Annotated in this window: 14 protein-coding genes and 2 pseudogenes; 9 read left to right on the top strand and 7 right to left on the bottom strand. The window is 72.4% G+C overall.

Features of this window, described 5'->3' with window-relative positions:
• Positions 1 to 4: 4 nt before the first annotated feature.
• Positions 5 to 187 carry a hypothetical protein gene (locus RKD23_RS32775; protein ID WP_404039540.1) on the bottom strand — a complete coding sequence of 61 codons (183 nt, stop codon included), beginning with the start codon at positions 185 to 187 and terminating at the stop codon, positions 5 to 7.
• Positions 188 to 470: 283 nt separating this feature from the next.
• Between RKD23_RS32775 and RKD23_RS32770 the strand changes: the two genes are divergently transcribed.
• A complete protein-coding gene (locus RKD23_RS32770; RefSeq protein WP_424856977.1) occupies positions 471 to 1,811 on the top strand; it encodes an esterase-like activity of phytase family protein in 1,341 nt (446 codons plus the stop codon).
• A gap of 336 nt (positions 1,812 to 2,147) precedes the next feature.
• Here RKD23_RS32770 and xylA read toward each other — a convergent pair whose 3' ends face one another.
• Positions 2,148 to 3,314: a xylose isomerase gene (xylA, locus tag RKD23_RS32765; RefSeq protein WP_424856976.1), complete on the bottom strand. Its 1,167-nt coding sequence runs from the start codon at positions 3,312 to 3,314 to the stop codon at positions 2,148 to 2,150.
• A gap of 180 nt (positions 3,315 to 3,494) precedes the next feature.
• Between xylA and xylB the strand changes: the two genes are divergently transcribed.
• The 8 genes and pseudogenes from xylB to RKD23_RS32725 all read left to right on the top strand — a co-directional run bounded on the left by xylB (position 3,495) and on the right by RKD23_RS32725 (position 13,803).
• Positions 3,495 to 4,940, top strand: coding sequence for a xylulokinase (gene xylB, locus RKD23_RS32760; protein ID WP_424856975.1), 1,446 nt, complete (start codon positions 3,495 to 3,497; stop codon positions 4,938 to 4,940).
• 63 nt (positions 4,941 to 5,003) lie between these two features.
• A complete protein-coding gene (locus tag RKD23_RS32755) occupies positions 5,004 to 6,212 on the top strand; it encodes an ROK family protein (protein ID WP_424856974.1) in 1,209 nt (402 codons plus the stop codon).
• Between the two features lie 324 nt (positions 6,213 to 6,536).
• Positions 6,537 to 7,550: an acetamidase/formamidase family protein gene (locus RKD23_RS32750; protein ID WP_424856973.1), complete on the top strand. Its 1,014-nt coding sequence runs from the start codon at positions 6,537 to 6,539 to the stop codon at positions 7,548 to 7,550.
• A 52-nt stretch (positions 7,551 to 7,602) separates the two neighbouring features.
• Complete coding sequence (locus tag RKD23_RS32745) at positions 7,603 to 8,220, top strand: N-acetylmuramoyl-L-alanine amidase (protein WP_424856972.1); 618 nt, start codon at positions 7,603 to 7,605, stop codon at positions 8,218 to 8,220.
• Between the two features lie 554 nt (positions 8,221 to 8,774).
• Positions 8,775 to 10,028, top strand: a pseudogene (locus tag RKD23_RS32740) (GAF domain-containing protein); the annotation flags it as partial.
• Between the two features lie 518 nt (positions 10,029 to 10,546).
• The gene (exaC, locus tag RKD23_RS32735; RefSeq protein WP_424856971.1) at positions 10,547 to 12,070 is read left to right on the top strand and encodes an acetaldehyde dehydrogenase ExaC; all 1,524 of its coding nucleotides are present in this window, start codon (positions 10,547 to 10,549) and stop codon (positions 12,068 to 12,070) included.
• Between the two features lie 13 nt (positions 12,071 to 12,083).
• Positions 12,084 to 12,443, top strand: coding sequence for a DUF779 domain-containing protein (locus tag RKD23_RS32730; protein ID WP_424856970.1), 360 nt, complete (start codon positions 12,084 to 12,086; stop codon positions 12,441 to 12,443).
• Positions 12,444 to 12,585: 142 nt separating this feature from the next.
• A complete protein-coding gene (locus RKD23_RS32725) occupies positions 12,586 to 13,803 on the top strand; it encodes a phosphodiester glycosidase family protein (protein ID WP_424856969.1) in 1,218 nt (405 codons plus the stop codon).
• Between the two features lie 3 nt (positions 13,804 to 13,806).
• Here RKD23_RS32725 and RKD23_RS32720 read toward each other — a convergent pair whose 3' ends face one another.
• The 5 genes and pseudogenes from RKD23_RS32720 to RKD23_RS32700 all read right to left on the bottom strand — a co-directional run bounded on the left by RKD23_RS32720 (position 13,807) and on the right by RKD23_RS32700 (position 18,406).
• On the bottom strand, positions 13,807 to 14,001 hold the full coding sequence (locus RKD23_RS32720; protein ID WP_404039566.1) for a hypothetical protein: 195 nt from the start codon (positions 13,999 to 14,001) through the stop codon (positions 13,807 to 13,809).
• A gap of 125 nt (positions 14,002 to 14,126) precedes the next feature.
• The gene (locus RKD23_RS32715; RefSeq protein WP_424856968.1) at positions 14,127 to 14,990 is read right to left on the bottom strand and encodes a phosphatidylinositol-specific phospholipase C/glycerophosphodiester phosphodiesterase family protein; all 864 of its coding nucleotides are present in this window, start codon (positions 14,988 to 14,990) and stop codon (positions 14,127 to 14,129) included.
• A 192-nt stretch (positions 14,991 to 15,182) separates the two neighbouring features.
• Positions 15,183 to 16,266, bottom strand: a pseudogene (locus tag RKD23_RS32710) (acyl-CoA dehydrogenase family protein).
• On the bottom strand, positions 16,263 to 17,444 hold the full coding sequence (locus RKD23_RS32705; RefSeq protein ID WP_424856967.1) for an acyl-CoA dehydrogenase family protein: 1,182 nt from the start codon (positions 17,442 to 17,444) through the stop codon (positions 16,263 to 16,265). The pseudogene RKD23_RS32710 and the gene RKD23_RS32705 overlap by 4 nt, the downstream one beginning before the upstream one ends.
• Positions 17,441 to 18,406: an NADPH:quinone oxidoreductase family protein gene (locus RKD23_RS32700; RefSeq protein ID WP_424856966.1), complete on the bottom strand. Its 966-nt coding sequence runs from the start codon at positions 18,404 to 18,406 to the stop codon at positions 17,441 to 17,443. Before RKD23_RS32700 ends, RKD23_RS32705 begins: the two co-directional genes overlap by 4 nt.
• Positions 18,407 to 18,434: the final 28 nt, after the last annotated feature.

Genomic DNA, 18,434 nt, shown 5'->3' with positions numbered 1-18,434 from the left:
CGCCTCAGCGGCCGAGCTCCTTGCGGGATATGCGACGCAGTCGGCGTCGCTGTGACGGGTCGAGCGTGAGGTAGGCGGCGGCCGGGACGCCCAGCACGATCAGCAGTGCGGCCCACCAGGGCAGCCAGATCAGCAGGATGAGCCCGGCCGCCACACCTCCCGCGGCGATCTTCGCGTTCTTCGACATCTGTGTCGCCTCCTTCGCGGCCACTGCCGCTCTCTGTGGTGAGAACGGACCCACACCTCGCACGGTTCCGGACGGCGACCCTGACTCGTCCCTGATGCTGCCCCTGAGCCGGCCCCTGATCCTGCTCGCTCAAGCCAGCTCTCCCGCACGCTGCCGCGCTGAATGTCCCCCCTTTCCGGCCCGACCGGAAGGCGACGCCCTGCGTTCACGTGGGTGTGCCGCGGTGTTCTCTCCGCAGGGTTCGAATCTGGCCGCGACAGCGATTTTGCTCCCAGGAGGCCCGATGTCCCCGTATGCCGCCGACCGGCGCCCTATCCCCCGTTCCGTCGCGGTGGGGCTGCCCCTCGTCGTGCTGGCCGCTCTCACGGCCTCCGTTCCGGCTTCGGCGGCCCCTGACAGGGAGGCGCGGGTCGTCCGTGGCGCGACGCTCGAAGACGTTCCGCTGGCGGGGTTCAGCAACGCCCTGCTCCCCGGCACGGTGGACGACGACCGGGGTGTGGACCTAGGCGGCATCGGCAGCGACCTGTATCCGGCCGGACGCAAGGGTGAGTTCTGGACGGTCACCGACCGCGGGCCCAACGGCCAGATCAAGGTGGGCGGGACCAAGCGCCGCACGTTCCCGGTGCCGGGGTTCGATCCGGCGATCGTGAAGATCCGGGTCACCGGCGACAGCGTGCGTGTGCTGTCCGCGATCCCCCTCACCACGTCGTCCGGCGAGGCGGTCACCGGTCTGCCCAACCAGGCCGGCCGCGACGAGGCTCCGTACTCCTACGAAGCGTCCACGCCTCTGTCGTACGACCCGAACGGACTGGACACCGAGGGGATCGTGCGCGCCGCGGACGGGACCTTCTGGCTGGTGGACGAGTACGGGCCTTCGCTGGTGCACGTCTCCGCGCGCGGGAAGGTGCTCACGCGGTACGTGCCCCAGGGGCTGAACCTCACCGGCGCCGACTACCCGGTGGTGGAGGCGCTGCCGTCCGTGCTGCTGCACCGGAAGGTCAACCGCGGCTTCGAGGGACTCGCGCAACTGCCGGGCGGCGACCTCGTGATGGCCCTGCAGAGCCCGCTGTCGTTGCCGGACGCCGGCGCGGGGAACGCCTCGCGCACCACCCGTCTGGTGCGCTTCTCGCCCGCAGAAGGGGCGGTCACCGCCGAGTACGCGTACCGCTTCGACCCGGTCGGCGTGGTCGATCCGGGCGAGGACGACACCTCCGAGCTGAAGATCTCCTCGGTGGTCGCGGTGGGCCGTGACCGGCTCCTGGTGCAGGAGCGCACCGACAAAACCGCCCGGCTGCATCTCGTACGTCTCACCCCGGCCGCGAACATCCTCGGTGGGCGCTGGGACGACGCGACGACGTCGCCGTCGCTGGAGCAGCTCGACGACCCGGCGGCGACCGGTGTCCCCGTGCTCGCCAAGCGGCTCCTCGTCGACCTCGGCACGGTGCCTGGTGTGCCGGGGAAGATCGAGGGCGTCGCGCGCGTGTCCGACGACACGATCGCCGTCGTCAACGACAACGACTTCGGCATGACGGACGGCGCGGGCGCCTTCGACGCCCAGGGCCGTCTCGTGGACAGCGGCGTGGAGACGAAGGTCCTCTTCGTGCGGCTGCCGCACGGCATCTGACCGTACGGCTCGCAGCGGACGCTCGACCGAGGGGCGTTGTCAGTGCCCGTTGCTAGCGTCGTGGATGTGACAGGACACGAGACGACGAGCTACGAGCGGCGTGCGGCCCACCGCGCGGCGCTCGCTCCTGTGTCCGCCCTCGTCGCGGACGCTCCGTGGAGCACCTCTGAGCGTCTGGGCCCCTGGATATCCGGCGCCGACCACGGCCGGCTTCAGCGGGCGTCGTGGGAGGTCCTCGCGCCGCCGCGGCGGGTGTGGCGGCGCTCTAGCGCCGTCCGGTGACCGGCGACCCCGGAGGCGGATTGCCCCGGGGGAAGCCGGTCACCGCCAGGTCGCTCAGCCACGTGCCCCCAGCAGGTGGTCCATGGCCAGCTGGTCGAGCCGCTCGAAGGCCATCCCGCGCGCGGCGGCCGCGTCCGGGTCGAAGTCCTCGAAGGCGGCGCGGTCGGCGAGGAGGGCCTGCAGACCGTCCGCGGCGGTGGGCTGGGCCAGCTCGTCGAGACGGGAGGCGCGCAGGGCTTCCTGGACCTCCGGGTCGGCGCGGAAGGCGGCGGCGCGCTCCTTGAGGATCAGGTAGTTGCGCATGCAGCCCGCGGCGGAGGCCCACACCCCGTCGACGTCCTCGGTGCGCGGCGGCTTGAAGTCGAAGTGGCGAGGCCCGGTGTAACCGGCACTCTCCAGCAGGTCGACGAGCCAGAAGGCGGCACGCAGGTCCCCGGCGCCGAAGCGCAGGTCCTGGTCGTACTTGATGCCGGACTGGCCGTTGAGGTCGATGTGGAAGAGCTTGCCCGCCCACAGGGCCTGGGCGATGCCGTGCGGGAAGTTGAGCCCGGCCATCTGCTCGTGGCCGACCTCGGGGTTCACGCCGTACAGCTCGGGCCGCTCCAGGCGCTCGATGAAGGCGAGCGCGTGGCCGACGGTCGGGAGCAGGATGTCGCCGCGCGGCTCGTTCGGCTTGGGCTCGATGGCGAAGCGCAGGTCGTAGCCCTGGGAGGTGACGTAGTCGCCGAGGAGGTCGAAGGCCTCCTTCATGCGGTCCAGCGCCACGCGCACGTCCTTCGCCGCGCCGGACTCGGCGCCCTCGCGGCCGCCCCAGGCGACATAGATCTGGGCGCCCAGCTCGGCGGCGAGGTCGATGTTGCGGATCGTCTTGCGCAGCGCGTAGCGGCGTACGTCGCGGTCGTTGGCGGTGAAGGCACCGTCCTTGAAGACCGGGTGGGTGAAGAGGTTCGTGGTGGCCATCGGCACGCTCATGCCGGTGGCGTCGAGTGCCTGGCGGAAGCGCTTGATGTGCGACTCGCGCACGGTGTCCGAGGACCCGAAGGGGATCAGGTCGTCGTCGTGGAAGGTCACACCATAGGCGCCCAGCTCGGCCAGGCGCTGCACGGTCTCGACCGGGTCCAGGGCCGCGCGGGTGGCATCACCGAAGGGGTCCCTTCCCTGCCAGCCGACGGTCCACAGACCGAAAGTGAACCTGTCCTCGGGGGTGGGCTGGTAGCTCATGCCACGGCTCCTTGCTTGCTCCGACTATTTCGTCATGGCGCTTTACAAATTAGTATGCCGACGCGTTCCAGGGAAGAGACAAGAGGTGCTCTCGATGCGGCCTGCAGGTCGCATCACCCCGGAATCCATGAAAAAGCAGCAGGTCAGGTCCTGCACAGCCGCACCAAAAGGGAGAGCCCGATGTCAGCAGCCGAGGGTCCGCTCGTCGTCGGCGTGGACACATCCACCCAGTCCACGAAGGCACTGGTCGTCGACGTGTCGACCGGCGAGGTGGTGGCGAGCGGGCAGGCCCCGCACACCGTGTCGTCGGGGGCGGGCCGGGAGAGTGATCCGCGCCAGTGGTGGGACGCGCTGTGCGAGGCGCTGCGCCAGTGCGGTGACGCCGCGCACGAGGCGGCAGCCGTCTCGGTCGGCGGCCAGCAGCACGGACTCGTGACGCTGGACGAGCACGGCGAGCCGGTCCGGCCGGCCCTGCTGTGGAACGACGTCCGCTCCGCCGCCCAGGCGCGCCGACTCGTCGAGGAGCTGGGCGGCCCGAAGGCCTGGGCGGAGCGCACCGGCAGCGTGCCCGGTGCCTCGTTCACGGTCACCAAGTGGGCCTGGCTCGCCGAGCACGAGCCCGAGGCCGTTCGCGCCACGAAGGCCGTACGCCTCCCCCACGACTACCTCACCGAACGCCTCACGGGCCTCGCCACCACCGACCGTGGCGACGCCTCCGGCACGGGCTGGTGGGCCTCCGGGACGGAGTCGTACGACGAGGACGTCCTCGGGCACGTGGGCCTGGATCCCGCGCTGCTGCCGCGCGTCGCCCGGCCCGGTGAGGTGGTCGGCACCGTGCGCGACAGCCATGACCTGCCCTTCTCCAAAGGCACCCTGGTCGCGCCGGGCACCGGCGACAACGCCGCCGCGGCACTGGGCCTGGGGCTGCGTCCGGGCACGCCGGTGCTGAGCCTGGGCACGTCCGGCACGGTGTACGCCGTGTCGACGCACCGTCCGGCCGACCCGAGCGGCACCGTCGCCGGTTTCGCCGACGCACGCGGCGACTGGCTGCCGCTGGCCTGCACCCTCAACTGCACCCTCGCCGTCGACCGGATCGCCGCGCTGCTCAGCCTGGACCGCGAGGCCGTCGAGCCCGGCACGTCCGTGACGCTCCTGCCGTACCTCGACGGCGAACGCACCCCCGACCTGCCCAACGCCTCCGGATTGCTGCACGGACTGCGCCACGACACCACCGCCGGCCAGCTCCTCCAGGCGGCGTACGACGGTGCCGTCCACTCCCTGCTGGGCGCGCTCGACCTGGTCCTCGACCAGGACGCCGACCGCTCCGCCCCGCTGCTGCTGATCGGCGGCGGCGCGCGCGGCAGCGCCTGGCAGCAGACGGTACGACGGCTGTCCGGGCGCCCTGTCCAGGTCCCCGAGGCCCGGGAACTGGTCGCGCTCGGCGCCGCCGCGCAGGCGGCCGGGGTGCTCACCGGCGAGGACCCGGCCGCCGTCGCCCGGCGCTGGGACACCGCGCGCGGGCCCGTACTGGACGCGGTGGAACGGGACGAGGAGACGCTCGCCAGGATCTCCGGGGTACTCTCCGACGCGAACCCGCTGCTGGGGCGGGGCACCCGAACCGACTGACGCCACACAGCGGCCCCGGCCGCCGAAGCGCGACGCCGGCACAGACTGAGGACTGACGGAGGCATGACCGCATCACCGCACGAAGCCCGTCCCGACGGTCCCGGGCGTGCGCTGCCCGACACCCAGCAGGGCATGCGCCGGCGCAATCTGGCCCGCGTGATGCACACCGTGCGCGCCGAGGGGCCGCTGTCACGCGCGGCGGTCGCCTCGCACATCGGGCTCACCCGGGCGGCCGTGTCCACGCTGGTCGACGAGCTGATCCGCACCGGTCTGCTGGAGGAGCTGGGCCCCGAGCGGCCGGGCCGGGTGGGCCGGCCGGGATCCGCCCTCGCCGTCAGCGGCCAGGGCCCGGCGGGCATCGGCGCGGAGATCGGCGTGGACCATCTCGCGGTGTGCGCGGTCGATCTGCGCGGCCGTGTGCGGGCCCGTGCCGTACGCCACGGCACCAACCGCGGCCGCTCCCCCGAGCCGGTCGTCGCCGAACTCACCGCGCTGGTGCGGGAGGTGGTCGCCGAGGCGGACGGCGAGGGACTGTGGCCGGCGGGTCTCGCCGTGGCCGTGCCCGGACTAGTGGCCCGGGACGGCCGTACGGTCGTACGCGCCCCCAACCTCGACTGGCACGAGGTGGACCTCGGCGCGCTGCTGCCGGCGGAGTATCCGCTGACCGTCGACAACGAGGCCAACTTCGGCGGCCTCGCCGAACTCTGGCTCGGTGAGGACACACCGCACGACTTCCTGCACGTCTCCGCCGAGATCGGCATCGGTGCCGCCGTGGTCGTGGACGGACAACTGCTTCGCGGGACACGGGGTTTCGCGGGCGAGTTGGGTCATGTGCCGGTACGACCCGACGGACCGAAGTGCGCGTGCGGCGGGCGCGGCTGCCTTGAGCAGTACGCCGGAGAGGAGGCCGTGCTGCGTGCCGCCGGGCTGGAGCCGGGTCAGGACCGGGTCGGCCTGCTCGCCGGTCGGGCGGCCGCCGGCGACACCGACGTACGGCGTGCGCTGCACGACGCGGGCGAGGCGCTCGGCATCGCCCTCACCGGGGCCGTCAATCTGCTGGACCCTCGCGGAGTGGTCGTCGGCGGCGCGCTGGCCGGACTCGCACCCTGGCTGCTGCCTTCGTTGGAAGCCGAGTTGGCCCGGCGGACGGCTGGTCCGGCCTGCCCGGTGTCCGTGTCCCGGCTGGGGCCGGAGGGGCCGTTGCTGGGGGCGGCGCACTGGGTGGTGCGAGGGGTTCTGGACGACCCGGCGGGGATCGCCGAACGGCGGTGAGCCGAGGCTGTCAGCTCGTGTCGAATGCGGCTTGGTGCGCGAGTTTCCCCAGGCGTGCGCACCGCCTGGGCCCCGAGCACCTGCCCGGGCCCCGCAGCTGCCTGCACCCCCGCACTGCCGGGCATCACACTTCCGGGTGAGCGAGTTATCCACAAGCGCGCCACCATCCACGGAACGCGATCTCGTCCTTCTGCCGAACCACCGGGCGCCGTACGGTGATTCACGTGAGACGCGGCACACGGTACGACCACACCGCACACGCCTCGTCTCACGCCTCACCACCGGCCTGCCCGCGGACTGTCCGCAGAACGGAGCTGTGCAGCGATGAGCGACCCGCGCATCCTGACCGTGCGTCCCCGGCCGGACGAGTACGCCTGGACGTTCGGGGGCGTGCCGCCCGTCGCGCGGATCGCGCCCGGCACGGTCCTCGACCTGTACACGGAGGACTGCTTCGCCGGGCGGGTCCGCTCGGAGAAGGATCTCGTGTCCGAGGTGTGCGAGTTCCCGTTCCTCAACCCGCAGACCGGCCCGTTCCATGTGGAGGGCGCCGAGCCCGGGGACACCCTCGCCGTGCACTTCGTGTCCATCGAACCCGCCCGCGACTGGGCCGCTTCCACCACGGTTCCCCTCTTCGGCGCGCTGACCTCCACCCACACCACGGCCACGCTCCAGCCGCCGCTTCCGGAGACCGTCTGGATCTGGCAGCTCGACCGCACCCGGCGCACGGCTCTCTTCCGGGCCCGCGACAGCGACCTCGAACTGGAGCTGCCCATGGACCCGATGCACGGCACGGTCGGCGTCGCACCCGCCAACCTGGAGGTCCGCTCGGCCCTGGTGCCCGACGCCCACGGCGGCAACATGGACACCCCGGAGATGCGGGCCGGCGTCACTTGCTACCTCGGGGTGAACGTGGAGGGGGCGCTGTTCAGTCTCGGCGACGGACATGCCCGGCAGGGCGAGGGCGAGACCTGCGGGGTCGCCGTCGAGTGCGCGATGCACACCGTGGTCGTCGTCGAACTCCTCAAGGGGATCAGCACACCCTGGCCGCGCATCGAGTCCGACACCCACATCATCTCCACCGGCTCGGCACGCCCGTTGGAGGACGCCTTCCGGATATCCCAGCTGGATCTGGTGCGCTGGCTCGTGCGCGACTACGGCTTCAGTGAGCCGGACGCGTACCAGTTCGCAACCCAGGCGGTCGAGTCGCCGTTGGCCAATGTGTGCGACACCAACTACACGTGCGTGGCCAAGATCCGCAAGGACTGGCTGCCCGAGCGCGAGACGCACCGCGCACTGCACGCGCGCCTGCGCGAGACGGCGGCGACGCTGCGCCGCTGACCTGCACCGTCTCCTCCTCCGATGAGCCACCGAGGCTTCGAAAGGCAACCCCATGGAACGGGCAACACCGCTCCCACCCACAGCATCCGACCCCGGCAGACGACGTCTGCTGAAGGGCGCCGCCCTGGCCGCCGTTCCGTACGCGCTGCTCCCCGAGACACGTGCGGACGCGCACACCCAGGCTCTCGACTACGCGCCGGCCACCTGGGAACCGGCGAGCTCCGCCAACTACACCCGGGCGAACCGGCCCATCCAGTACCCGGTCGACTTCGTCGTCATCCACGTCACCCAGACCACGTACGACACGGCCCTCGGCGTCTTCCAGAACCCCAAGAAGGAGGTGTCCGCCCACTACCTCGTACGCTCGGCGGACGGACATGTGGCTCAGTGCGTCCCGGAGGCCGACGTCGCCTGGCATGCCGGCAACTGGGACTACAACACCCGCAGCATCGGCATCGAGCACGAGGGCTGGGTCGACCGGCCCGCGTACTTCACCGACGCCCTGTACGAGAGATCGGCCCGGCTCACGGCGACGATCTGCGCCAAGTACGGGATCCCGCGGGACCGTTCGCACATCATCGCCCACTACGAGGTGCCGGGCAGCGACCATACGGACCCCGGGCCGCACTGGGACTGGGAGCGGTACATGAGACTCGTCGAGCGGGCCTGACCCGACACGGCGGGCGACCGTGGCGCCACGGCGGCCCCCGACACCGAGCCCCGTGCCGAGACCGGCCCCGGCACCGTGGACGGCCCCGCACCTCCCGCGACGCTGGGATCGCCCGTGGGTCTGGGGAGGTGTGGTGTCTGGGCGGGCGTGCGGCTTGGGCGATGTGGTGCTGGGGTGGGTCGCGGTGACGGGGTCGACTTCGGCTCCTGGCCGACCGTGGCTCTGGAGCCGGCCAGGAGGTCAGGGGATGCCCCCCGAGCCCCCACACGGCGAGCCCACCGCCACAACAGCCCCTGCCCCGGGCCTCCAGCCCCTACGCCGCAGCCCTACGCCCGAACCTTGGCCGCCAAGGCCGGCGCCCTGCGTCCCAACTGTGCCTCCAGCCCAACCCACCCACCCAAACCAACCCAGCCCGACCCACCGAACCCCAACCCAGGCCAACCAACCCAGCCCGCTCCCGGACCCCCGATCGAGTGACCCCCGTCGAAACGGTTGTCGCCGCGGACACTCGGAGTGACGATGTCCCCATCCGCATCGCCCTCCGGGAGGCCGAGTTGACCGATTCCTGGGTGGCCCTGGAGCCAGGGGCCGACCCCGTCGAGCACGCGCGGATGCTGCGCCGCGCATACGAGACGTTCACCGAGGGGGGCAGGGTGACCCGCCCCGTGCGGTCCGTGGTGGCGGAGTCGTGGCGGCGTTCGGCGCGGGCGGGGGTCGGGCCGGACGGCACGGCGAGCGTGGAACTGACGGACGGTGACCTCGGCGCCTACCGGGCCGAGCATCCGCTGGCGCGGGTGATGCCGCTGTTCAGGGAGCTGATGGGCACCTTCGCGGTGGACGGCGAGCATCTGCTCGCGGTGTGCGACGCGCACGGCCGGCTGCTGTGGGTCGAGGGCCACCCGGCGACCCGGCGGCAGGCGGGGCGGATGAACTTCGTGCCGGGCGCGCGCTGGGCGGAGAGCGCGATGGGCACGAACGCGCCGGGTACGGCGGTCGCCGTCGACCGGCCGGTGCAGGTGTTCGCAGCCGAGCACTTCAGCCGGCCGGTGCAGCCGTGGACCTGCGCGGCGGCGCCGGTGCACGACCCCCGCACCGGGCGGGTGCTCGGGGCGGTGGACATCACTGGTGGGGACGGCCTGGCGCATCCGCACAGCCTGGGCTTCGTGCAGGCGGTCGCGCGGGCCGCCGAGTCCCAGCTGGCGCTGTTAACTCCGGAGGGGGCGTCGAACGACGGGGAGGTGCTGGAGCTGAGCGCGCTCGGCCGGGACGAGGTGCGGCTGCGCGCCGGCGGTCGGGGCGTCAGGCTGGGGCGTCGGCACAGCGAGATCCTGGTGCTGCTCGCCGGCCATCCGGAGGGGCTGACCGGGGACGAACTGCTCTGCGCGCTGTACGAGGACGAGTCGGTGACCCCGGTGACGCTGCGCGCGGAGCTGGCGCGGTTGCGCGGGGTGTTGGGTCCGGGACTGCTCGCCTCGCGCCCGTACCGGCTGACGGTGCCGGTGGAGTCGGACGTGGCCGTGGTGGAGCGACGGCTGGCCGCCGGGGCGGTGACCGCGGCGGCCAAGGCCTACACCGGTCCGCTGCTGCCGGCCTCCCAGGCTCCAGCGGTGGTGCGGCTGCGGCGCAGGCTCGCCGACGGGCTGCGCGGCGCGCTGATCGACCGGGGCGACCCCGACCTGCTGGCCGACTGGGCGTACGCACCGTGGGGCGAGGACGACCTGGAGGTGTGGCGGGCCCTGGCCGCGCTGCGCCCCACAGCCGCGGTGCACACCCGACTCGCCGCGCTGGAGGCCGAGTTGTCGGCCCCACCGGCCCGCTCGACGCCACCGACCCGCCCAGCCCCACCGACCCGCTCGACGCCACCGACCCGCCCAGCCCCACCGACCCGCCCAGCCCCACCGACCCGCTCAGCCGCGCCGCCCGCGTCGGCCGCGTCACCCGCGTCACCCGCCTCGCCCACGATGCGGAATCCGGAGGCGGCCGCCACTGCCGGGCCCCGCCCCAGCGAACCGACCGAACCGACCCGACCGACCGGACCGACCGGACCGCCCGGACCGACCGGACCGACGGGCCTGACCGGATCCACAGGGTCGGCGCGCAGGGCCGTACGTCTGCCCGGCGTACCGCGCCCACGGCACACGCCCTAGCCGCAGCGCCCCGCCAGCCCGTCCCCGGCCAAGACGAAATCACCATCAGGGCAACCCCAGCCCAGCCACCCCACCTCCCCGCCACCCCCGTACGCAACCTCCTCGCAACGTCCGCCCTCCTAGCCTCCCGTCGGAAGCCGCCCGACGGAGGGTGGCGGTCGATCGGGAGGCAGAGCAGCATGACCCGTTACGCGGCGCCCGGTACAGAGGGCGCGATCGTCTCCTATCAGGCGCGGTACGACCACTTCATCGGCGGGGAGTACGTGCCGCCGTTGCGCGGTGGGTACTTCGAGAACCCGAGTCCGGTGAACGGGCAGCCGTTCACCGAGGTGGCGCGGGGTACCGCGGAGGACGTGGAGCGGGCGCTGGACGCGGCGCACGCGGCGGCGCCGGGCTGGGCGCGCACGTCGGTGACCGAGCGTGCCGACATCCTGCGGAAGATCGCCGACCGTATGGAGGCGTATCTGGAGCCGCTGGCGGTGGCGGAGAGCTGGGAGAACGGCAAGCCGGTGCGCGAGACGCTGGCGGCCGACATCCCGCTGGCCATCGACCACTTCCGCTACTTCGCGGGCGCGATCCGGGCGCAGGAGGGCTCGCTGGGCGAGGTCGACGACGACACGGTGGCGTACCACTTCCATGAGCCGCTGGGTGTGGTCGCGCAGATCATCCCGTGGAACTTCCCGATCCTGATGGCCGCGTGGAAGCTGGCGCCGGCGCTCGCGGCGGGCAACGCGGTGGTGCTGAAGCCGGCCGAGCAGACGCCGGCGTCGATCCACTACTGGCTGAGCCTCGTCTCCGATCTGCTGCCGCCGGGCGTGCTGAACATCGTCAACGGCTTCGGGGTGGAGGCAGGCAAGCCGCTGGCGTCCAGCCCGCGCGTGGCGAAGGTGGCGTTCACGGGCGAGACCACGACGGGGCGGCTGATCATGCAGTACGCCTCGGAGAACATCAAGCCGGTCACGCTGGAGCTGGGCGGCAAGTCGCCGAACATCTTCTTCGACGACGTATGGGCGCAGGACGACGACTTCCGGGACAAGGCGCTGGAGGGCTTCACCATGTTCGCCCTGAACCAGGGCGAGGTGTGCACGTGTCCGTCGCGGGCTCTGATCCAGCGCGGCCACTACGCGGAGTTCCTGGCGGCGGCCGTCGCCCGTACCGAGCTGATCCGGCCGGGGCACCCGCTCGACACGGACACGATGATCGGCGCGCAGGCCTCCAACGACCAGCTGGAGAAGATCCTCTCCTACATCGACATCGGCCGGCAGGAGGGCGCCCGGGTGCTCACCGGCGGCGAACGCATCGAGCACGACGGGGAGTTGAAGGGCGGCTACTACGTGCAGCCGACCATCTTCGAGGGCGACAACCGCATGCGGATCTTCCAGGAGGAGATCTTCGGGCCGGTGGTCTCGGTGACGCAGTTCGACGACTTCGACGACGCGATCAAGACGGCCAACGACACGCTGTACGGGCTGGGCGCGGGTGTGTGGACGCGGGACATGAACACGGCGTACCGCGCGGGCCGCGCCATCCAGGCGGGGCGGGTGTGGACCAACTGCTACCACGCCTACCCGGCGCACGCGGCGTTCGGCGGCTACAAGCAGTCCGGGATCGGCCGCGAGACCCACAAGATGATGCTGGAGCACTACCAGCAGACCAAGAACCTGCTGGTGTCCTACTCCCCGCGCAAGCTGGGCTTCTTCTAGAGGGCGACCGACGATGCCCGAGGAGATCCCCCGCGTCCAGCTCACTCCCGCCGCCGCCGACCTCCTGCGCCGGCTGCGAGCGGCGCACGGACCGCTGATGTTCCACCAGTCGGGCGGCTGCTGCGACGGCAGCGCGCCGATGTGCTACCCGGAAGGCGAGTTCCGCACCGGCGACTCGGACGTGCTGCTGGCCGAGCTGGCGGTGGACGGCGTGGAGGAGCCGGTGACGTTCTGGATGTCGCGCAGTCAGTACGCCGTCTGGAGCCACACCCGGCTGATCGTCGACGTCGTCGAGGGCCGGGGCAGCGGGTTCTCGCTGGAGGCGCCGGAGGGGGTGCGTTTCCTGATCCGCTCCAGGGTCGTCGACCCCTAAGGCCTGTCATCCGTCCGGGTGCGCCATCTGGTGCAATCCCCGCGGTTGCCGCGAGACTTGAAAGAGGCTCAGGGACTTCAGGGGGGAACCCGTGACGGGTCGGCGCAGACGGTTCCGCGAAAGAGCACTCACGGTTCTGACGGTGTGCGGCCTGCTGGCCGGCGCGGCGCTCACGGGGGCCGCCCCGGCAGGCGCCGCACCAGTCGGCGCCGCCCCAGCAGGCTCCGTCGAGGCCGAGACGAAGCGGACCACGGCCCTCGCACCGGGACTCGAGTACCAGCTGCTCGACGTCCTGGGCGTGAAGGGCCCGGTCCGCGCCCACGTACTGAGCGTCGACCTCACCGACCCCCGGGTGCACCTCGGCCTGCTCTACCCGGGGGCGGTGGCCGCGCGGGCCACCGTCTCGGAGTTCGCCACGGCCGAGGGCGCCACCGCGGGCGTCAACGGCGACTTCTTCAACATCACCGAGGCCCAGCACCCGGGCGTGGAGGCCACCGGCGCGAGCGTCGGCCCGGCGATCGCGGGCGGCCGGGCGCTGAAGGCGGCGGTGCCGAACGGGCAGCGGTTCGGGCCCGCGCTGCCGCCGGGCACCACCACCGAGGACGTCATCGGCGTGGGCCGCGACCGCCGGGCCCGCGTCGAGAGGCTGTCCCTGGACGGCTCGGTCACCACACCCGAGGCCGAGCTGCCGCTGGGCGGCCTCAACCAGTACGCGCTCCCGGTCGGGTCCGTCGGGGCGTTCACCGACGACTGGGGCAGCGCCTCCCGGGTGCGCGCCACCTGCGGCACGGACACCGAACGGGCGGCCCCGTGCAGCACCGACACCTACGAGGTGACGGTCCGCCACGGCAGGGTCGTCTCCACGGCGGACGCCCCTGGCAGCGGGCAGATCCTCCGGGGCACGACCGTTCTCGTCGGCCGGGAGGCGGGCGCGCAGGAGCTGCGGAAGTTCCACATCGGCGAGCCGGTGCGGATCACCCACCGGCTCAGGAACACGACCTCGCCGATCCCGCTCCAGCTCGCCGTCGGCGGCTACCCCGTGCTCCACGACGGGCAGCCGCTGCCCGGCCTGGACACCCGCACCGCCGCGGTCCGCACGGCGGCGGGCATCGCCGACGACGGCCGTCGGGTGCTGCTGCTCGCACTGGACGGCTCCCCGGAGTACCGGACCGGTCTGACCGTCGCCGAGATCGCCCAGGTCATGCTCGGTTTAGGGGCCGAGCACGCCCTCAACCTGGACGGCGGCGGCTCCACGACCCTGGTGGCGCGCACCCCGGACGGCGTCACCCCGCTCAACCACCCGAGCACCGGGTCGGAACGCCCGGTCCCGAACGGCATCGGGGTGTTCACAGGCCCCTGAGGGTCATGGCCGCAGACTGCTCACGATGTCCGCGGTCGCCGTGAGGCCGCTGTGGATGGTGGGCGCCATGTTCGTGCTCGCGAGATAGAACCCGAGCAGCGCGCACACCAGCGCATGGGAGAGCTTGAGTCCCCCGTTGCGCAGGAAGATCACCGCCAGGATGAACAGCAGCAGCACCACAGAGATGGAAACGGCCATCGTCAACCTCCTCCGCCACGCCGGTCACGTCCGGTTCACGGCGTTCGGCCGCAAGTGTGGCGTAGCGGAGGGTTCGTCCGGGCGGCTGACATGTCCTCCGAACGTGTGGTGTCTGGCTGTGACGATCAGGCCCGGTGGGTGTCGAGGAAGACTTCCAGGCCCGCGAGGTCGTCCGTGTTGAGGAAGTCGACACCGGCATCGAGCAACTCGGCCCACAGCGCGTCCCGGTCCGGTCCGGGCAGGTCAGGGGTGGCCCAGAAGCGGACGGTCTGGCCCCGCTCATGGGCGGCCCCGGTGATGGCGCGCAGCTTCTGCCGCTCCGCCTCGGGGAACGGCCCCACGCCCAGCCAGGTGAAGGTGCGGGTCCAGTTGTCGCTGATCAGCGGCACGAAGGAGGCCGGGGCGGAGCTGCCGAGGTCGCTCAGGCGGCCGTCGTAGAAGGCGTGCCGCACGGTCTGCGCCTCCATGGGCGCGCGGGCGGCGCGGTCGCCGGAGATGACCGCGGTGACCGGGCCGGGGAAGACGCGGCCGTGGGCGTAGGTGGTGAACAGGTGCTTGTGGCGCCGCAGATGCCGGTCCAGTTCGAGGTACGTCGCCGCGCCCTCGGTCTTGATGTCGATGAGCAGTTGCAGCGGCCGGTGATGTCCCCGGTACACCCAGCCGTGGTGGGCGCGCACCCGGGCGGCGAGCGGGTCGAGGTAGAGGGACTCCAGGGTGCGGGCGGGGTCCAGGTCCTCGGGGTCGTGGGCGACCAGCAGTTGGTCCCCGACCAGGTAGATGTCCGCCTCCAGGCTGCCGAAGCGGTGGTCGAGGGCGTCGAGGAGCGGCCGGGGGTGCTCGTAGTCGTTGTGGGCGTGGGCCCGCCACAGCGGGGCCTTGCCACGCTTCTTCCCGTCGGCCGCGAATGCGGTGGCGCCGGGCAGGGCGATCGTGCCCGCGAGTGCGGCGCCGAAGGCGGTGAGGGCTCTGCGACGGGTGGTGAGGGCCATGCGCTGCCTCCCTGTGTGGTGTCGATCCCCAGCGAGTATGGGGCGTGAACACCTCAAACACAGGGCCCCGGGCGGGAGTTGGCCGAACCGCCGTCACTCGTTCACCACGCGCACCTGGATTCAGGAAGGCGCACGGAGACAAGAAGAAGCCCGTCCCTGCCCGGGGACGGGCTTCTCACAGCCGGATGAACCTCAGGGAGCCTGGAGGTCGACCAGTTCGGCCAGCGCCGCGCGATGCGCGCCCGCCGTGCCGTACGCGATCGAGTCGGCCTTGGCCCGCTTCAGGTACAGATGCACGGGGTGCTCCCACGTCATGCCGATGCCGGCGTGCAGCTGCAACGCCTCCTCGGCGGCGCGTACGGCGACAGGGGCCGCGTAGGCCTGGGCGACGGCGACCGCCACAGGCACCTCGTCGCCCAAGTCCCCGTTCGCGAGGGTGTCGGCGGCATTGCGGGCCGCGGCGCGCAGGTTCACGACCTCCAGCCACAGCTGGGCGAGCCGGTGCTTGAGCGCCTGGAAGCCTCCGACGGGCCGGTTGAACTGCTTGCGCTCCTTCAGGTAGCGCACGGTCTCCGTCAACGTCCAGTCGGCGACGCCCAGTTGTTCGGACGCCAGCAGCCCGGCACCGGCCAGCAGGGCACGCCGTACGGCGGGTTCGGCCTCGCCCAGCCGCCGGCCCGCCGCGCCGTCCAGCCGTACGGTCGCCACCGGCCGGGTCAGGTCGAACGACGTCCGGCGCGTGATCTGGGCGGCGTCCGCCTCGACCGCGTAGAGGCCGCCGTCGTCGGCCGGCACCAGCAGCACGTCGGCGGCCGTCGCGTCCGCGATGCCGGTCAGCTCGCCGTGCAGGAGACCGTCCGTCACACGTACGGCGGTGAAGGCGGCGCCGGGTGCGAGGTGCAGGCCGACCGCGAGGGCGCCGATCCTCCGTCCGGAGGCCAGTTCACCGAGGAGCTGTTCGTCGCCGCACTCCAGCAGGGCCTCCGTGGCCACGACCGCGCTGCTCAGATAGGGCACCGGAGGCGACGGCCCGCCCCAACTCCTCCAGCACGACGGCGGCTTCACGGTGGGTTGCGCCCTGACCGCCCAGCTCCTCCGGCACCAGCAGTCCGGCGAGGCCCATGCCGTCGGCGAGGGACTTCCACAGCGCGAGGTCGTGCGGCGTGTCCGTCTCCGTGCGGGCGATGACACCGGCCGGGTCGCAGTGGTCGCGCAGCAGGTCCCGTACGGCGGACCTGAGAGCCTCTTCCTCCTCCGTGTAGAGCAGATCGGTCATCGGGCCAGGTCCTTCCACGCGACGTCCTTGTCGGTGCGCGGCTCGGCGGGCAGGCCGAGGACGCGCTCGGCGACGATGTTCAGCAGGACCTCGCTGGTCCCGCCCTCGATGCTGTTGCCCTTGGAGCGCAGATAGCGGTAGCCGGCCTCGCGGCCGGTGAAGTCGACCAGCTCGGGGCGGCGCATGGTCCAGTCGTCGTACAACAGACCCTCCTCGCCGAGGAGTTCCACCTCCAGGCCGCTGATCACCTGGTTGAGGCGGGCGAAGCCGAGCTTCATGCCGGCGCCCTCGGGTCCGGGCTGGCCCGCGACGAGCTGCTGGCGCAGGCGTTCGCCGGTGAGCCGGGCGACCTCGGCCTCGACCCACAGGGTCAGCAGCCGCTGGTGCAGGTCGTGGGTGCGCAGGTCGGGGCGTTCCCGCCAGGTCTGCGAGACCTTGCCGATCATCCCGCCCTCGCGGGGCAGGGCCATGCCGCCGATGGCCACGCGCTCGTTGTTGAGGGTGGTCTGCGCGACCCGCCAGCCGTCACCGACCTCGCCGAGGCGGTGGGCGTCGGGGATGCGGACGTCGGTGAGGAAGACCTCGTTGAACTCGGCCTCGCCGGTGATCTGGCGCAGCGGCCGGACGTCGACGCCGGGGTCGGTCATGTCGCAGGCGAAGTAGGTGATGCCGGCGTGCTTGGGCACGCTCGGGTCGGTGCGGGCGATCAGGATGGCCCAGCGGGCGTTGTGCGCGCCGGACGTCCACACCTTCTGTCCGTTGACGACCCAGTCGTCGCCCTCACGGACGGCCCGGGTGCCGAGCGCGGCCAGGTCGGAGCCGGCGCCGGGCTCGCTGAACAGCTGGCACCACACCTCCTCCCCGGTCCACAGGGGCTTGAGGAAGCGCTGCTTCTGCTCGTCGGTGCCGTACTTGAGGATCGTCGGCGCGGCCATGCCGAGGCCGATGCCGTTGCGGCGCGGCTCGTTGTCGGGTGCGCCCGCGGCGGCCAGCTCGGCGTCCACGACGCTCTGGAGGGAGCGCGGCGCGTCGAGGCCGCCGAGGCCCTCCGGGTAGTGGACCCAGGCAAGGCCGGCGTCGAAGCGGGCGCGCAGGAAGTCCAGCCGGTCGGTCGTCGCGGGCGGGTGTGCGGCCAGCAACTCGGCCGTACGGCGCCGCAGTTCGGCTGCGTCGGTCATGCCGCCGCCTCCGTCACCACGGCGATCCGGCCGGTCGTCACACCGTCGGCGACTCGCTGCACGGCGGCCGCCGCCTCACCGAGGGCGACCCGCTCGCTGATCAGCGGCTTGATCGCACCGCTCGCGGCCAGTTCGGTGAGCTGCTCGTGGCAGTGCTGGACCAGCTTGGGGTTCTTGGTGTTGTACAGGCCCCAGTGCAGGCCGAGGATCGAGTAGTTCTTCACCAGGGCGTGGTTGAGGGCCGGGCTGGGGATGCTGCCGCTGGCGAAGCCGACGACCAGGATCCGGCCCTCGAAGGCGACGACCTTGGCGGACTGGGCGTAGGCCTCGCCGCCGACCGGGTCGTAGATCACATCGGCCCCGCGCCCGCCGGTCGCCTCCTTCACGGCCGCGACGACGTCCTCGGCGCGCCGGTCGATCACCACGTCACAGCCCAGTTCCCGGGCGACGGCGGCCTTGTCCGCGCCGCCGACCACGCCGATGACCGTGGCGCCCGCGGCCTTCCCGAGCTGTACGGCGGCGCTGCCGACCCCGCCAGCGGCGGCGTGCACGAGCAGCGTCTCGCCCGCTTCCAGGGCGGCCCGGCGGTGCAGTGCGAACCAGCCCGTCTGGTAGCCGACGTGCAGCGCGGCGGCCTCGGCGTCGTCCAGCGCGTCGGGGGCCGGGAGCAGGGCGGCGGCGTCCGCGACGGTGTACTCGGCGAAGCCGCCGTGCGGCAGCACCGGGTTGGCGATCACCCGGCGGCCGTCCTCGGTCTCACCGCAGATCTCCACGCCCGGCGTGAAGGGCAGCGGCGGCCGGACCTGGTACTGGCCCCGGCACAGCAGGGCGTCCGGGAAGTTGATGTTCGCGGCACGGACCTTCAGCAGGACCTGGCCGTCACCGGGCGTGGGCCGCTCGGTCTCGTCGAGCCGCATCACCTCGCTCGGCTCGCCGTTCTCGTGCACTCGCCATGCCTGCATCAGGGCCTCCACCGACTGCTCCGTCCGA

It is taken from the genome of Streptomyces sp. SAI-170 (assembly GCF_049739565.1).
In the GTDB taxonomy this organism is placed as follows: Bacteria; Actinomycetota; Actinomycetes; order Streptomycetales; family Streptomycetaceae; genus Streptomyces.
The sequence above is the reverse complement of the archived record's forward strand: the minus strand, read 5'-3'. Positions and strand labels throughout refer to the sequence as shown.

Bases quoted from the DNA above. Each gene is read 5' to 3' on its own strand.
- RKD23_RS32775 (WP_404039540.1), bottom strand. From the start codon at position 187: ATGTCGAAGAACGCGAAGATCGCCGCGGGAGGTGTGGCGGCCGGGCTC.
- RKD23_RS32770 (WP_424856977.1), top strand. From the start codon at position 471: ATGTCCCCGTATGCCGCCGACCGGCGCCCTATCCCCCGTTCCGTCGCG.
- xylA (WP_424856976.1), bottom strand. From the start codon at position 3,314: ATGAGCTACCAGCCCACCCCCGAGGACAGGTTCACTTTCGGTCTGTGG.
- xylB (WP_424856975.1), top strand. From the start codon at position 3,495: ATGTCAGCAGCCGAGGGTCCGCTCGTCGTCGGCGTGGACACATCCACC.
- RKD23_RS32755 (WP_424856974.1), top strand. From the start codon at position 5,004: ATGACCGCATCACCGCACGAAGCCCGTCCCGACGGTCCCGGGCGTGCG.
- RKD23_RS32750 (WP_424856973.1), top strand. From the start codon at position 6,537: ATGAGCGACCCGCGCATCCTGACCGTGCGTCCCCGGCCGGACGAGTAC.
- RKD23_RS32745 (WP_424856972.1), top strand. From the start codon at position 7,603: ATGGAACGGGCAACACCGCTCCCACCCACAGCATCCGACCCCGGCAGA.
- exaC (WP_424856971.1), top strand. From the start codon at position 10,547: ATGACCCGTTACGCGGCGCCCGGTACAGAGGGCGCGATCGTCTCCTAT.
- RKD23_RS32730 (WP_424856970.1), top strand. From the start codon at position 12,084: ATGCCCGAGGAGATCCCCCGCGTCCAGCTCACTCCCGCCGCCGCCGAC.
- RKD23_RS32720 (WP_404039566.1), bottom strand. From the start codon at position 14,001: ATGGCCGTTTCCATCTCTGTGGTGCTGCTGCTGTTCATCCTGGCGGTG.
- RKD23_RS32715 (WP_424856968.1), bottom strand. From the start codon at position 14,990: ATGGCCCTCACCACCCGTCGCAGAGCCCTCACCGCCTTCGGCGCCGCA.
- RKD23_RS32705 (WP_424856967.1), bottom strand. From the start codon at position 17,444: ATGACCGACGCAGCCGAACTGCGGCGCCGTACGGCCGAGTTGCTGGCC.
- RKD23_RS32700 (WP_424856966.1), bottom strand. From the start codon at position 18,406: ATGCAGGCATGGCGAGTGCACGAGAACGGCGAGCCGAGCGAGGTGATG.